Origin of the sequence: Rahnella sp. NRRL B-41462 (assembly GCF_003263525.1) — a bacterium.
Taxonomy (GTDB): domain Bacteria; phylum Pseudomonadota; class Gammaproteobacteria; order Enterobacterales; family Enterobacteriaceae; genus Rahnella; species Rahnella aceris.
Genome location: NZ_JYDF01000165.1, coordinates 1 through 14651 on the forward strand (window position 1 = coordinate 1; position 14651 = coordinate 14651).

Genomic DNA, 14651 nt, shown 5'->3' on the forward strand with positions numbered 1-14651 from the left:
GGGTGAATTTTGTGCAGGGTGATGCCTGTAACCTGAAGCCGCAGGCGGAATTATACGATCTGGTCCTGGCGGCTAATTTGCTGGATCGACTGCGTGAACCTGCACGTTTTCTGACAGATATTACGCCAATGATTCGTTCTGGCGGCTTACTCATGCTTTCTTCACCTTACACCTGGCTCGAAGAGTTTACACCGAAAGAGCACTGGCTGGGCGGGTTCCGGGAAAATGGTGAAGCTGTTACGACGCATCAGGCGTTGAAACGTTTGCTGGCGAGTGGATTTGAAGAGGTTAGGCAACCGGCAGATGTTCCGTTTGTGATCCGTGAAACGGCGAGGAAATTCCAGCATACCGTAGCGGAACTTACACTGTGGCGTAAGCGGTAAATTCTCTATTTCTGAAAGAGGTTAATGGTCGCTTATGCGGCCATTTTTTTATCCGTGCTGATGGAGGCTGGTCAATAAATCTAAGACACGTTCGTCCTGAAGAAATACAGAAGACACTTTTGGTTAAGTTTTTGGTGTTTTGATTTATCTGAATATATGTATGTTGTAACTAAAATTGGCTGGTATGATCTTATGGCTCGGTAATGAAAAAAGGGGGAAACGGTAAAGATTATGAATTCAGGCGTTGCAGAATAGCAAATGCCGGACACTGAGGTCCGGCATGACAAAACTCGCTACTTATTTCTCTGCCGGACCACAACCCCCGATCATTTTAGAAATTGAAATCGCAGGGTGCAGCAAATAAGTATAGTCACAATTTTTCTCTTTATTAAAAACGCTACCGGTACAGCCTGAAAGTGTCGTAACTACCGCAGCGAGAAGAGCTAACTTAAATAAGTTTTTCATATAAATTCCTTTTTAAAATAGATGATTATGTATATAGGCCGTCATTTTAAATTCAGGCAAACGCGAATATACGCTTAACATCCATAACAGGCAAATAAATACCCATCACTGCGCATTTTTAATATTACCCTGCCTTGCTTTATTTTAAGATATTCATTATTAATATGTTTATAAACTCAATGATGTCGATAATTTTGCGAGAGATTAATATTCATCAGATATATAATTAATGCATATTGTGACCATTTTTTTAAACACTGAATAGTCAAAAGACTTCTTTAACAGGTCATTTAATGACAAACTGCCGCTACTTAGCCGCCGGAATGAACGTTGTCTGATGAAAGCTCCCTTCTGCCTCTGCTTGCTTATGCTGTTCACCGCTACTGTTTTAGCTGCCCCTGAAAAAGGCCTCACCGAAGCACAGTGCGTCGCCTTAAAAAATGTGCATATCAATGCAGACGCAATCGGGCTTCCGACAAGGGGGGCGCGGGTCACCACAGTGGCAATGGCGGGCCATCCGGGTAATCAACATTGCAAGATTGAAGGGCAGATCAGGCCCGTCGATCTCAACGCGCCCGATATTAATTTTCAGCTTTACCTGCCGCTTGACTGGAATGGTAAAGCCCTGCAACTGGGTGGCAGTGGTTTTGACGGTGCGATTAAAGACGCTGATACAGCACGTCTGGCGCCGGCAGCAACACCCGGCGCAATAAAGCAAGGTTATGCCACGTTTGGCAGTGATTCAGGCCATCAGGGTGGAGTATCCGATGCTTCCTTTACCCTTAACGGGGAAGCCTGGGATAACTTTGCCGGTGGGCAAATCAAGAAAACACACGATGTGGCCGTTGCCTTGATCCAACAGGCTTATGGTCGAAAACCTGCTCACATGTATTTTCAGGGTAATTCGCAAGGCGGCCACGAAGCGCTTGCGGCGATCCAGCGCTTCCCGCTTGACTATGACGGCGCGATTGCCATTCATCCGGTGTATAACGTCGTTGAACTGCACATGGCCGGGATCAGTATCGGGAAGGCAATCTACAACACGCCGGGCGCGTGGATTTCGCCGGCCAAAGCCGCACTGATTGCCAATGCCGTTACCGGTGCCTGTGACAAACTGGATGGTCTGGCTGATGGTGTAGTCGCCAATCCGGATACCTGCAGTTCGACATTTAAACTGGCTCATCTGCGCTGCCCGGATGGGAAAGATATAGGCGCCAACTGCCTTTCAGATACGCAAATCGCGCTGGTCCAGATGCTTAATAAACCGGTGCCTCTGGGTGTCAACCTGCTAACTGGCGATCACTTTGCCCCATGGCCAATTTTACGTGGTGCAGACGCTTCTGCGTTGGTCAGTGTTTTTGGTTCAGGTGCAAACAAGCCAAAACCAGAAGCCAGTAATATCATTATTTCATTCCCTTACATGATGGGCGATCAAGCTGTCCGCTACGAAGTGATGCGAGATGCGAATTACGACTCTCTTCAGTTTAATCCCGCAGCCCATGAGACGAGGCTGAAAGAACTGGCGGCACAAATCGATAATGATAGTGCTGATATTCACACTTTTGTGCAGCATGGAGGCAAACTTTTACTGATGCATGGCACGGCGGATATGGCTGTTCCGCCGGGAAACACCGTAGCGTATTACGAGAAGCTGAAAGCTGAATTTGGTGAGCAAGAACTTCATCAGTTTGCCCGTTTCTACCTGGCACCGGGTTTCACGCACAGCAGCGGGACATATCGGGTGAGTTGGGATTCATTAGGAACCCTGGATAAATGGGTTGTTCATGGGATAGATCCGGGTCAGCAAGTGATGATTGATACAAACAAAGCAACTGCCGGGCGCGAAATGCCGTTGTGTGATTATCCGTTATTCCCACGATACAACGGACAGGGTGACACGAAAATGGCCTCCAGTTTTACCTGTTCCGCCAGATAATATTTCTCATATTCACTTTTCTGCCTGCCTCAGCGGGTATGCTTTTGCAGGAGATTGCAAGTCATTTACCTATATAAATTCACAGGTGAATGAGCGTTCTCAAATAACTTGAACATCCGTTCAAGTCTTGGCATTATCCTCAGCTATCTACTTTTCTTCGGTTACTCCTGTGGCTTATCTGTGTAAAGCAGCATGGATGCCATGTCACGCCTGGAAACGCTCGGGCTGAGCGCAGACTGTGCAGAATACAATCTTAACCGCGCCATCGAAAATGAGCTTTACGCCTGCCGAACGGTATGTGAGGAAACCTCTGATGTCTAAAAAACGTTAGCCAGAGCGCGGATGCCATTGTAGTGCATATGATTTCAAAATCTGTCGCGTCCTAATCACGCGACTTTATTGCAGCACAGGGAGTTCATTTTGCAGAGCGAACAAAAACCTGATTTTCATGACGATTTGATCAAAGAGTTACTCTACTGGATCGAAGTCAACTTAAGTGATCGTCTGACCATGGAAAAAGCCTCAAAAAAAACCGGCTATTCACCATGGTATCTTCAGCGTTTGTTTAAAAGTAAAACGGGTTACGCACTAGGTAAATACATTCGTGACCGCCGTCTCACGATGGCCGCTATCGCGTTGCGTCTGACCAATATGCCTATCCTCGATATTTCGTTGTACTACTCGTACGATTCGCAGCAAACGTTCACCCGATCGTTCAAGAAGAATTTCGCCGAAACTCCCGGTACGTATCGCCGCAATGCATCATGGACCATGAACGGGATCACCGCGCCGCTTACCGTCGATGAGTTTCCGCAGCCGGAATATGAAATCGTCGAGTTACCGGTGATGGCGTTTGAAGGGGATACGATCTCGCATTCTTACCCCATTGAAGCCTTATTCAACAGTAAGAATCACGTTCACCGCGCGGAGTTGCTGCGTTATCTGGAAACACCGGAATCTCTGCGGGCACCGGTCTGGGGATTGTCGGACTGCCGGCCTGATACGAATGATGAAGTGGCGAATGCGTTGCAGATGGATTATACAGTGGCGCATCAGGTACACACCAGCGACAGCCACAACATCCTGGTTCCGGCCAGCCGTTATCTGAAGATCAACTATCCGTACGATCTTAGCCGGTTGAACGATTTTATTCTTTATCTGTATTCTGTGTTTTTGCCTACGCTGGGTCTTGAATTTATTATGCAACCGGACCTGGAGAAGTACTCGCGTGAATCTGCGCTCAAAGGCGTGACCTGCGAATACTATATTCCGCTGGCCACACAGTGATCAGGTAGAAAAGAGAAACAAAAAAGCCCCTCATTATGAGAGGCCTGACGGGCGGGAAAGGGGATCAGTTGAACACCATACCGCCGTCGATCAGCAAAGCCTGACCCGTCATGTAATCAGAATCCGGCCCGGCCAGATAAGAAACGCAAGCCGCGACATCTTCCGGCTCAGAAAGGCGTTTCAGCGTAATATTCTTGGCGAATTCTTGTGTACCATAGCCCGCCGGTTTTCCGGCTGCCGCTGACACCTGACGGTCTATTTCTTCCCACATCGGTGTTTTCACAATCCCAGGACAGTAGGCATTGACAGTAATACCCAGCGAGGCCAGGTCACGCGCTGCAGTTTGTGTCAGCCCGCGCACCGCAAATTTACTCGAACTGTAGATCGCCAGTTCAGGGTTACCCACATGCCCGGCCTGTGATGACGCATTAATAATTTTGCCGCCATGCCCTTGTGACTTGAACGCTTTGACCGCCGCCTGAATGCCCCAAATGACACCTTTCACGTTGATATTATAAACTTTATCGACGATTTCCGGGGTGATGTCTTCAATCAGTGTCGTCGGCGCAATCCCGGCATTATTAACGATGACGTCAAAACCACCGAGTTGCCTGGTGGCCGCTTCTACGGCAGCAAAAACTTGCTCCCGGTCTGAAACGTCCGCCAACTGAGCAATGGCTTTACCACCGGCATGATTAATTTCTTCGGCAACTTTTTTCGCTGTTTCCCCATTAAAATCCACCACGGCCACAGCAAAACCATCCTTCGCCAGACGCAGTGCAATCGCGCGGCCGATCCCCTGACCACCACCTGTCACTAAAGCCACTTTTCCATTTTTAGACATACGACTATCCTCTATGTATTCGGTATCTTCTTCAGGTGCTGCGCGCAAGACACGGTCTACCCGACCCGGTGCCGTTGCGTGAGCTATCCACTGGTTTACGCCTGCCGCTCCCAATGTGCAATTGTTAAGCACGGTCATTAACTTTTTCTGATTTGGTCAAACGCAAATGGCTGTTCCTGCCAGCAAGTCGTTTAGAATGGCATACGTGTAAGAGAGTAAGGATGCAGAAATGACCGGCAATAATATTGTTCTTTTCCGTGAACGCCTGACTGCACTGGTGCGTTCATTACAGATTGCGCCTGACGTTGCCGAAAATCAGGTACTGGACCGGATGGCGCTCTGCTTTCGCAAGTTGCTGAATTTTTTCGCTGAAAACAATGAACTGACGCAGCAGGTGTTTTTGCTGCCACCTCTGGCGCAAGAGACACAGCGTTTGCTGATCAACCTGATGGCAGAAAACCTCGTGCAAAATCAGCAAAGCAAACTTTTCCGCAAAGAAATTTCTGCCCTCATGCTCGCGCAATGTTTTACCGGCATGCTGGTACAATTCGCGCAAGATCCCGCAGATCCGGCATTACGTCATCAGCAAAGTCTGGCCTGTGCAAAACTGTTCTGCGAAGGCGTTTGGCTGCGGGAGTTATAGTTCAAAACTTCATAAAGAAAGCAAAAATGGTTGGTTCAGTTTGCCGTTCATAAAAGGTTTACTACGTTCATTCCCGCGGCAGGCATCGTTTGCCACGATTTTGAAACCAGCGTTAAAGAAAGCTTTGATTTTGAAGCTGCGATTAACCGGAGGCCTGTATGTCAATCACTGTACACACTGCTGAGCGCCGTTCGCTATGGCAACGTATCACGCACCGCAAGGTCAGTCATCCACCAGCGGAGAGGGCGCAGGATACATCCCGTCTGCTGGAAAGCTTTCTCGCCACAGGCTGTCTTTACGGTATTGATGTGGGGAACAGTGATCCGGCCTGGTTTCGCCGCTCCTGATCGTTATATCCGTTTATTGCGGCTCAGTTACTGGAACGAGCTGTGCCATGAGAGAAGCCTTCTCCTGAAATTATGTGCTGTACCCTGAATAGCCGGTGTTTCCGCTGCGGATAACGCAACCGTGACATCTGTTATGCAGGTTGTTGTGGAAAGTCTCTCTGACCTCGTCGTAGAAATTTTAGTTCTCTCTCTCATTTGTTGAGCCCATAACTTTCGCCGGTTATGGGTTTTTTTATGCAAAAAAAAGCCCCGCAGTCAGGCGGGGCGACATACTAACGCCGTTGGTAAAACGGCGACTAAAAAGAATATAAGTAAAACCAAGGAAGGGTAAATAGGATTGCAGTGATGATTCCACAACCCGGAAATAAAGTACCACAGAAAAATATATAATTATAAATACATATTTTATATGAAATTAACTATAACATTCATTCGAAATATTGATAATACCGACAGAAATAATTAGTAATAAATAATAAAATTAAAACCGATAATTTATCTACAGAACCACGGAACTCTGCAGGTAATATTAATACGAGTCTAACTCATTGAAAATATATATATAATAAATTCAAGTATCCAATTAAATGATAAAGGAATACATCATGAAATTAAAAGCATTGGCACTTATTATCCCGGCATTACTGGTTGCAGGCGCAGCTCATTCCGCAGAAATATATAATAAAGACGGCAATAAACTGGACCTGTATGGCAAAGTTGATGCACGTCACCAATTTTCAGGTGATGCAGGTCAGGACGGCGACGTAACGTATGTTCGTGTAGGCTTTAAAGGTGAAACCCAAATTACCGATCAACTGACCGGTTACGGCCAGTGGGAATACAACGTCCAGGCTAATAATTCTGAAAGTACAGGTACATCAGGCAACGCCACCCGTCTGGGCTTTGCAGGTCTGAAATTCGCTGACTTCGGTTCATTCGATTACGGCCGTAACTACGGCGTTGTGTATGACATTGAAGCCTGGACCGATATGCTGCCAGTGTTCGGCGGCGATACCTACACCTCCTCTGATAACTTTATGGTTGGTCGTACTAATGGCGTTGCGACTTACCGTAATACAGACTTCTTTGGTGAAGTAAAAGGCTGGAACTTTGCGCTGCAATATCAGGGTGCGAATGATGGCGATAACAACAGCGAAGACATTAACTATACACCAGCAGGTGAAGGCACGAATAATGGCCGCGATGTTCGTCATCAGAATGGTGATGGCTATGCTCTTTCTACCACTTATGACTTCGGTATGGGTATCAACTGCTAACTGACTATTATTTAAGAGTAAATGTTCATCCCTGCAAAACTCCTGCAAAATTCTTCTGCAAAACGGCATCTTAATTAAACAACAACTTCCTTCCAGTCTTTCCCCCGGTCGTCGTTATACTTCTCCGTCATTTGACTATTTTTATGTCCAAGTAAAACTTGCGTGTTTATTCCTTGCTCTCTGAATAAGCGTTCCGACAATGACCTCTGTTCATGGAATGTTGGAGGATTCTCTCCCTCCCACAGCAGACCACTTTTATCTCGGGCTTCAGCAAATCCTTTTGAGAGTGTGCTTTTAGTTATCTGCCCACCACGGGTACAGTTTCTTCGTGAACGGTGATGATGCAAGATCCACTGACTCAAAACAGAATCTCGGCATTCAGCTATCACATCCTGAAGAGACAGTCCCAACGCCTCACATTTCAAAGAAAGGGGTATAGCTACTTTAGCCCCGGTTTTTTGCTGAACTACATGAAGTTTGTCATCCCAGATATCAGTAAATTTCAACTTTGATATATCTCCTATCCGTTGGCCTGTAATTAAGGCCAATAGCATTGCCCTGGGAATATGCACCGGTAACGTTAATGCAGCCGAATAAATGGCTTTCCATTCATCAAATGAAAGTCTCTGTCGTGAAACTTTTGCCCGAGGTTGTTTTGTTGCCTTCGCAGGGTTATAACCAGCCGGAACTTCACCTGCATGCTGAGCTTCTTTGAATACATCACTTAGATTCGAACGCACCATCTGCGCCATCCTTCCCTGACCTTTTTCAATGTAAATATCGAGGATCCCAGCAATATCTCTGGCACCGACTTCCGACAATGGTTTTATCCCGCAATGAGAAATTAATGCTCGTAAAGAAGGTTCCCGCAATTTCGCTGTATCGGGTTTTATTTCACCAGCTTTAACCCTTTCTAGCTGAATCGCTCTGTATTTATCAACCCATGCATTGGTAGTGATGCCTTTATTCACTTCACGGCTAATTTCATTTCTTACTCTCAGGAGATTTGCCATTTTCCTCTGATTGAGTTGCATATTCGCATCTATTGCGATTGCTTTTGCCTCCTCTTCGTTGTCCCCCAAACCGTGGAACTTACCTGTAGCTGGATGCTTGTAACGCCAGTAAACTTTATTGGTTCTGGCGTCCAAGTAGCACGACAGCCCGGGAATATTCACGTTATATTTACGTGGACGTGCCATCTTCGAGAATCCTCATTAAACGTGGATCTATTTCCTTGTTGATCACAGGCTTCTCGGCTATCCCAATGAAACGCGCTGATGCTTCAACACGCCAGCACCGCCCGGCTTTAAAGGGCAGGGGGTATATCATTCCATTTTTCGCATACCTCATCAGCGTTGGTCTGCTAGGTATTGGCGCGGAAAACTCTTCGAGAGCCCATTCATCAAGCGTTAATGTTCTCGTCATATATCACTCCACACGTTTAGTTATAACCGGCTGCAACCGGTTTACTGACTGAACCGAAATCGGCCGTAATATTTTCCAACTCGCCACCAGAGCATTTTCATACCTGGCGACATTGCTGGCGCAAACTCAACTGGAACAAACCACAGATTCAGCATTCTTTTCACGCAAAACCGCCTGACGAAATGTGAACGGGTTGTCTCAGCCATGGCTTCTTTCCCTCTGTTCGATTACTTCCAAACCCAACTTTAAGGCCAGCGCATGTTCAGCTCTGGCGCCTGCGCTGAACTGCCAACCGGTAAGCAGGTAAATCGCTTCGGCGCGTTGCAGCATCGTCAGGCCGATAGCCATGTAATCAGCTTTTGTTAGGCCATCAGGCATGATTGCCGGATTCAGTGGCACATGCTTTTCAAATGACAGGTTTATAGCTGCCCGTTTGAAAGCAGGGCGGTTGAAATGTGGCAGGCCTGTCATTGGCCCGGCGATATAAACTTTCATTTCAGCCCACCCTCGTAGCCGTGCGCAGTACCTGATAAATCTGGTGTGCGGTAGTGCGTTCATTACCCACAGGGCTGGCTTTGAAATATTCATAAGCGGCGGTGATCGCCACCTGGTGCTTTTCCAAAAAGTCGGTTTTAAGGCGCGCAATTTCGGCTTGTTCTTCAGTATTGCGGCGGAACCAAACGCTATAAGGGCCGTCCTCGGTATCGTGAATTGAGGCAAGGAACCAGCCTTCACCGATTGGCGGAGTAGGGTTCCACGCAGAAACATCAGCTTCGCCTACTTCATAGGCGGCCTGAATATCGTCAGCTGCTGGATCGGCATCAAGTGACAGGGTATAAACCTCGACACCCTGAGCTTTTGCCCACGCTTCAAATTCGCCTGGCGCTGGGTATTCGTTACCGTTGGCCGGTTCGAAGAAATCAGGGTGAGTCCAATATCCCAAGTTATCGGCATTGCGTTCTGGTGTGACCGGTTGAATAAGTTTCATGGCTGCATTCCTAAATAAGTGATTTCCAGATTTCGGCGTGAGCGAATCCCTTGCCAGCATTGGCAATTAAATTTCAGTAATAACGATTCACTAAATGCCCCAGTGGACCAGGGCATTTAAGGCCGCGCTATCAGGCTTTGAACTCTCCGATGAATGTTTCTACTTCAACGTCGGTGAAATTGGTTTCGAGCAGCTCGCGGAACTCGGTCGCCATCAGTTCTTCAGCCGTTTCCAACTGCACGATGCGCAGAACCAGCACCGGAGCATTGCCGCCGGTCAGTACGCTGTAGCGCAGGCGGAATCGGCGTTCTCCCAGCCCTTCATATGGCACGCACTTAAATTCGAATGCCGCAGGCATGACTTCTTTGCTTTTTGCCTCAACGCTTTCCATCACTGAGCGCTTGGCGCCGAAATCACTATCTTCATGATCCGCAGAACTGGATGCTTCGATGGTAATTTTACGGACGCCGCCGATCGCTTTCTTGATGTCCAGCACTTCTCCGTCAGCGGTGAAAGCCATCAGGAATTCAGACCAGTCTTCGAGCCACTCGGCCAGATCCTTCTGTGAGTTTTTATCGCCATTGATGTTCAGCAAAGCCTGGAATGGCGCAGTGCGTTTCAGTTTCAAAACTGCGATGTTATCTGCGTGACCTGGTGCAGTCAGAGTGCCAAGGTTAAACACAGTCACCGCTGCCATGTTGTCAGCATTAATGAAGCTGCGGACGCCTTCGCCTGCGTAATCTTTGCAGTAGCGGGAGAAATCCTGAATGCTGGCGGTTTCCATTTTCCCGCGGAAGCGGAACCGGCCATCTTGCAGGTTTTCAAGCGAATGAATACGGACAGATTCAGGCAAAGCAACAGCAGGGCAGTCTGCTGAAGACAGGCGTTCTTCCAGCAGATTAGAAAGGGACATATCCCGGACTTCTTTGATTGCTGATGCGTCTAAAACTTGAGACATAACAATCTCCTTTTATCGGATGGTTAAACGATGCTTATCGCGCGTCACGGAGTTTGCCGTCAGGATCTCCGGCGATGGTGAACAATTGGCCCTGATCTTCCTGCATGATGGTCAGCTTGCCGCCTTTGCCCACGTACATAGGGGTTTCGGTAGTGTCTTCTTCCGACGTTTTTCCGCGAGGCGTAGGTGCTGAGAACTTCAATTTGTGAGCCAGCATCACGCGTTTTTCTTCCATCGAATTACTGATTCGGGAAACATCAATCTCGATGGACACTTTGCCTTTACCACCGTTATTCAGAACACCCAGAGCGGCAGTATTCAGCGCGGCGGCGATTTTGTTTTCGAAAATACCGGCGTCCAATTCGGAGAGAAACTCCGGGACGTTGGTCATACGACTTTCAGCCATTTTCATGCCCTCATTATCGCGGCGCACACCGCGGGAAATTACTCACACACATAGACAAGGGCAGCCGGTAATGCACAGGGCGTGCTGGGTGGGGCCAGCGAACCCTTGTCTATGCCTGCGAAAAAATTGGCGGTGGTCATGATCAGAACATTATCTTCGCTCCCCCTGATGTTGGATGGTTGAAGAGTCAAGCCACCGCCGAAAGACAGCTACACACAGCAATTATCGAGGTTCCACGTCGATCTGAATGGGCGGCGGGAGTCGAACCCGCAATCGGGTAGGGAACCCGACCATCACCTGATGCTGGCCACAACGGAGAGAGCACTAACTGGACTGTAGGATGTTGAAAGCTTTGCCAGCTTGCTCACCGTCAGTGCTCTTTACGTTATGCACTCATTCAAGAATCTAAACGTCTGCTATACTTATCATTGGAATAAGAAAATTCTTAATAATCTGATTAAGATCATCACTTATCCGTGAGTTAAAAATGCCCGATATAAAACTTATCTGCGAAAAATGTAATTCTGAGAGATTCAATGTCACTTCTGACGTCGTATTCTCTGAGACTATCTCCTCCATCGTATGTGCAGTGTGTAAGCATCCAGTTAACGTTCATGAAGTTGTAACCTTCCGCGAAATTCCATATCTGACGCTAGTCCCTGACTTACAGATCCACTAATCCCTAAACATCGGCAAGAACACTTTTCAACTGTGGTCATGAGTGACTTCGGTTGATGAGCTCCTCAACCCCAGTGTTCTTGCCGTTGTATGCCTGGTCACTTCTCCACCTCAGGCGGCGGTGTTATCTTGGTAGTTCTCACACAGCCAAGAAGGAAATGAAGGTGGAAAACGCTTCGACTAATTTAGTCACTTTAGCCCGTAGGATTGAAGCTCTTGAGAACGCATTCACGGTAGCGCTTCATTCCGTTTCAACCGCCTTACCCACAGTAAAAAGCGACGTCATTGAAAATCTAAATCGTCATGCTCAAGCTTATAAAGGTAAGGATCCTGCCGTTGCCTCGGCAACCAAGTTGCTTATTAACCGAATTGAAGCTTTCAATCCGAAGATAAGAGATTAATTTTGGTAATCTCGCCGCCTTCCAAAAAGGCGGCTACTTGGTGTCCATGCTTTTGCAAGATTTCAGAAACAGTTTCTTCAATTAACTCTTCATTCGAAGATCCCAAACCAATAATTTTCGGTTCTTGCTTATCCATCCTGATACCTCATTAAGCTGCTGCGTTCTTGCCGTCGTGCTGCTGATACCTGAGAGAATCATTCGATGCTTCTTAGCCACCTGCAACTACTGCGTGGGCATCCACGTTGATCACTGCTGATGGTGCAAATCTAAAATAATTTAGTTTTTAATGCAACAGTGAAAACTAAAAATATTTAGATTTTTAACTGGAAGGTGTTTTGAATGAAGTAGGGCTAGTAGGAAGGGGGGATCAACGCCGTCTGAATTTTCGGTGCTCTACCATTACGCCAATTATTGATATGGGTTCTTGGTCAGAATGTTTTGTTGGGAAATCTTGATTTAGAGGCACAAGGGAAAAAATCTCATTACCCCCAGCATCTCTGCCACGTGCTCTGTATTTTTTGAATGTTGCTTCATGTTCACCATTCTTCGCTACAACGTAATCACCAGGCAGCGGACCTATGTCCGGATCAACGATAATTAGATCACCTTCAGTAAACTCTGGCTCCATTGACTTTCCTTTGATTTTTAAGGCAAAAGAACGGGGTGATAGTCCTATGTCAGTTAGGATGTAGTCAATATTACCTTCAAGGTTGCTTGCGTCCGACGCGGATGTCCAGATACCAGCCTGAACGTAACTGATAATGGGGATCTGACGTGTCCCAAATGATGCGGGAATGATGTTAGAAATTTCTTCTTTACCGTAAAGAATGAAAGCCTCAGAAACACCGAAAAAAGCCGCCAAATTACTCAAAGACTTCCCACCCGGTTCATTCAGGTCACGTTCCCAGTAGCCAATAGTCACATCACTAACACCTAACGCCTTTGCGACCTGAGCTTGAGTCAGTTTTCTGTCTTTACGAAGGTTTTTTATCCGCTGCCCTTGGGTAAGCATTTTCCATCCTCTTAATGAACCTAAGTTATTTTAGTTTTTATTGATCAAAATAAAATTAAATAATACTATCTAAATTAATTTAGAAACCGGAGGTGTTATGACGACGAGTGACCTTGAAAAATATTTTGGCGAACCCGGTAAAGTCGCTGAGTTTTTTGGGATATCCCCTGAAGCATTTTATTTGTGGAGAAAGCGCCCTGGCCAACTGATCCCAAAAGGCCGAGCTGCCGAGGCTGCATATAGAACCAAAGGTGAACTGAAATACGACCCAACACTTTACAAAAAGGCTATCACCAGTGGCGAACAACCATAACTACCAAAGGGAAAACAACATGGTAGACCTGAAATCAGTAGTTAAAACGATGTGCAAAGCCTATCCCGGCGGTCGGTCTGCTATGGCTGGCGCTCTGGGCATGACTGAAACGCAGTTCAACAACAATTTGTACGAAAAGAACGGCTGCCGGTTCTTCGAAATTGCCGAGCTGGAAGCGATGGAAGACATCAGCGGCACTAATCATCTGGCGGATTACTTCGCCCAGCGGCGCGGTGGCTTGTTCGTTGAAATCCCAAATCGCGATGAGTTGGACCACGTTGACCTGTTTATTAAAGGCGTAAAAGTGGCGGCAAAGAGCGGGAAGGTGGATCAGCAAATAAACACGTCTATTGCAGATGACGGCGTGATTGATCAGAACGAGAAGGCCGAGATTATGGCGCTGCATTTCAAGCACTTATCTGCGCGCGATGAGTATGTGAAGTCAGTGGTGGCTTTGCATGAAAGGGTTGACGCCTCAGGAGTGCAGTCCCGAGGCGTCGGCGCATTAAAAACGTGTGTGGAGTAATTAACGCATGAACAGTTTACTCATAAAAGCTGGCGTCCCGCAAATGCGCTGCAAAGCGACTGGCGGCAACAAACAAGCTTTGTCATACGAAGTGATGGTATCGGGCCACTGGGTACCGTGCAACTACCAGATCGTCCGGTGGTGGGTAGGTTACGTCAGGGTGAGAAGCCGGAAGGTGACTGCATGTCTGAAGAAATCCAAACGCTGGACAGGCACTACAAAGATTGGCGGGGCGTTGTGGTACACGTCGTGGGCTTCGACAGAGCAGGGGATCGCGTCATCTTCATGCGTGCCGGTTACCCGCATGAATGCGCCCAGCCTATTGAACAATTCCGGCGAAAATTTAAGAGGGTCTTATGAGCGTTAAGTTATCCGCATACGTCTGGGATGGTTGCGCTGCTGCCGGTTTGAAAATATCGGCGGTGGCCATCATGGCGCGCCTCGCTGACTTCAGTTCTGACGAAGGCCTGTGCTGGCCGTCGATTACCACCATTGCTCGTCAGTTGGGCGCCGGTGAAAGCACTGTGCGCACTACGCTGGGCAAACTTGAGGCTGATGGCTGGATCACCAGTACCCAGCGCCGCAAGGGAAACCGCAACACATCGAACATGTACCAGCTGAATATTGCGAAGCTTCGTGCTGCCGCTCAACCGTCAGATTCTGACGCATCAAAATCTGACACCTCAAATTCTGACCGGTCAAAATCCGACGCATCAAAATCCAACACGAATACCGGTTTTCACCCGTCAGAATCTGGGGGGG

20 protein-coding genes and 1 pseudogene are annotated in these 14651 nt (G+C 47.5%); 11 read left to right on the forward strand and 10 right to left on the reverse strand.

Annotated elements, in window-relative coordinates; translation table 11 throughout:
• Positions 1-383, forward strand: a 383-nt coding sequence (locus UC14_RS25795; RefSeq protein WP_112198709.1) for a putative 4-mercaptohistidine N1-methyltransferase, incomplete at its 5' end; no start/stop codon positions are given.
• Positions 384-680: 297 nt separating this feature from the next.
• Here UC14_RS25795 and UC14_RS25800 read toward each other — a convergent pair.
• Complete coding sequence (locus tag UC14_RS25800) at positions 681-848, reverse strand: YhfL family protein (RefSeq protein WP_013577820.1); 168 nt, start codon at positions 846-848, stop codon at positions 681-683.
• 505 nt (positions 849-1353) lie between these two features.
• Between UC14_RS25800 and UC14_RS25805 the strand changes: the two genes are divergently transcribed.
• A complete protein-coding gene (locus UC14_RS25805) occupies positions 1354-2784 on the forward strand; it encodes a tannase/feruloyl esterase family alpha/beta hydrolase (protein WP_232829743.1) in 1431 nt (476 codons plus the stop codon).
• A 420-nt stretch (positions 2785-3204) separates the two neighbouring features.
• Positions 3205-4071, forward strand: coding sequence for a helix-turn-helix domain-containing protein (locus tag UC14_RS25810; protein ID WP_013577818.1), 867 nt, complete (start codon positions 3205-3207; stop codon positions 4069-4071).
• Between the two features lie 64 nt (positions 4072-4135).
• Here UC14_RS25810 and UC14_RS25815 read toward each other — a convergent pair whose 3' ends face one another.
• Positions 4136-4915, reverse strand: a complete 780-nt coding sequence (locus UC14_RS25815) for a (S)-acetoin forming diacetyl reductase (protein WP_013577817.1) — start codon at positions 4913-4915, stop codon at positions 4136-4138.
• 229 nt (positions 4916-5144) lie between these two features.
• Between UC14_RS25815 and UC14_RS25820 the strand changes: the two genes are divergently transcribed.
• The 3 genes and pseudogenes from UC14_RS25820 to UC14_RS25830 form a co-directional block, all read left to right on the forward strand.
• The gene (locus UC14_RS25820; protein WP_112198711.1) at positions 5145-5558 is read left to right on the forward strand and encodes a hypothetical protein; all 414 of its coding nucleotides are present in this window, start codon (positions 5145-5147) and stop codon (positions 5556-5558) included.
• Between the two features lie 158 nt (positions 5559-5716).
• A complete protein-coding gene (locus tag UC14_RS25825; protein WP_037033048.1) occupies positions 5717-5905 on the forward strand; it encodes a hypothetical protein in 189 nt (62 codons plus the stop codon).
• A gap of 605 nt (positions 5906-6510) precedes the next feature.
• Positions 6511-7176 (forward strand): annotated as a pseudogene (locus tag UC14_RS25830) (porin); the annotation flags it as partial.
• Positions 7177-7256: 80 nt separating this feature from the next.
• Here UC14_RS25830 and UC14_RS25835 read toward each other — a convergent pair.
• From UC14_RS25835 to UC14_RS25860, 6 genes are all read right to left on the reverse strand, one after another.
• Positions 7257-8381, reverse strand: a complete 1125-nt coding sequence (locus UC14_RS25835) for a site-specific integrase (protein ID WP_112198713.1) — start codon at positions 8379-8381, stop codon at positions 7257-7259.
• Positions 8365-8607 (reverse strand): excisionase, encoded by a 243-nt coding sequence (locus UC14_RS25840; protein ID WP_112198714.1) that lies wholly within the window; start codon positions 8605-8607, stop codon positions 8365-8367. Before UC14_RS25840 ends, UC14_RS25835 begins: the two co-directional genes overlap by 17 nt.
• Before the next feature lie 198 nt (positions 8608-8805).
• Positions 8806-9102: a DUF4406 domain-containing protein gene (locus UC14_RS25845; protein WP_013577812.1), complete on the reverse strand. Its 297-nt coding sequence runs from the start codon at positions 9100-9102 to the stop codon at positions 8806-8808.
• A 1-nt stretch (position 9103) separates the two neighbouring features.
• Positions 9104-9595 (reverse strand): hypothetical protein, encoded by a 492-nt coding sequence (locus UC14_RS25850; RefSeq protein ID WP_112198715.1) that lies wholly within the window; start codon positions 9593-9595, stop codon positions 9104-9106.
• Between the two features lie 130 nt (positions 9596-9725).
• Positions 9726-10553 (reverse strand): YfdQ family protein, encoded by an 828-nt coding sequence (locus UC14_RS25855; protein WP_112198716.1) that lies wholly within the window; start codon positions 10551-10553, stop codon positions 9726-9728.
• A 34-nt stretch (positions 10554-10587) separates the two neighbouring features.
• Positions 10588-10959 carry a hypothetical protein gene (locus tag UC14_RS25860; protein WP_112198717.1) on the reverse strand — a complete coding sequence of 124 codons (372 nt, stop codon included), beginning with the start codon at positions 10957-10959 and terminating at the stop codon, positions 10588-10590.
• A gap of 842 nt (positions 10960-11801) precedes the next feature.
• Here UC14_RS25860 and UC14_RS25865 point away from each other — a divergent pair.
• Positions 11802-12038 carry a hypothetical protein gene (locus UC14_RS25865; RefSeq protein ID WP_132964301.1) on the forward strand — a complete coding sequence of 79 codons (237 nt, stop codon included), beginning with the start codon at positions 11802-11804 and terminating at the stop codon, positions 12036-12038.
• Here the strand turns inward: UC14_RS25865 and UC14_RS26935 are convergent.
• Together UC14_RS26935 and UC14_RS25870 are read right to left on the reverse strand one after the other, a co-directional pair.
• Positions 12016-12174, reverse strand: coding sequence for a hypothetical protein (locus tag UC14_RS26935; RefSeq protein ID WP_197060706.1), 159 nt, complete (start codon positions 12172-12174; stop codon positions 12016-12018). The genes UC14_RS25865 and UC14_RS26935 overlap by 23 nt on opposite strands.
• A gap of 231 nt (positions 12175-12405) precedes the next feature.
• A complete protein-coding gene (locus tag UC14_RS25870) occupies positions 12406-13050 on the reverse strand; it encodes a LexA family transcriptional regulator (RefSeq protein ID WP_112198718.1) in 645 nt (214 codons plus the stop codon).
• 97 nt (positions 13051-13147) lie between these two features.
• Between UC14_RS25870 and UC14_RS25875 the strand changes: the two genes are divergently transcribed.
• From UC14_RS25875 to UC14_RS25890, 4 genes are all read left to right on the forward strand, one after another.
• On the forward strand, positions 13148-13363 hold the full coding sequence (locus UC14_RS25875; protein ID WP_112198719.1) for a Cro/CI family transcriptional regulator: 216 nt from the start codon (positions 13148-13150) through the stop codon (positions 13361-13363).
• 19 nt (positions 13364-13382) lie between these two features.
• Positions 13383-13889, forward strand: coding sequence for a YmfL family putative regulatory protein (locus UC14_RS25880; RefSeq protein ID WP_014416536.1), 507 nt, complete (start codon positions 13383-13385; stop codon positions 13887-13889).
• Positions 13890-14072: 183 nt separating this feature from the next.
• Positions 14073-14249 carry a DUF4222 domain-containing protein gene (locus UC14_RS25885; RefSeq protein WP_112198720.1) on the forward strand — a complete coding sequence of 59 codons (177 nt, stop codon included), beginning with the start codon at positions 14073-14075 and terminating at the stop codon, positions 14247-14249.
• A partial coding sequence (locus UC14_RS25890) for a helix-turn-helix domain-containing protein (protein ID WP_157962163.1) occupies positions 14246-14651 on the forward strand: 406 nt, incomplete at its 3' end. The genes UC14_RS25885 and UC14_RS25890, both read left to right, overlap by 4 nt.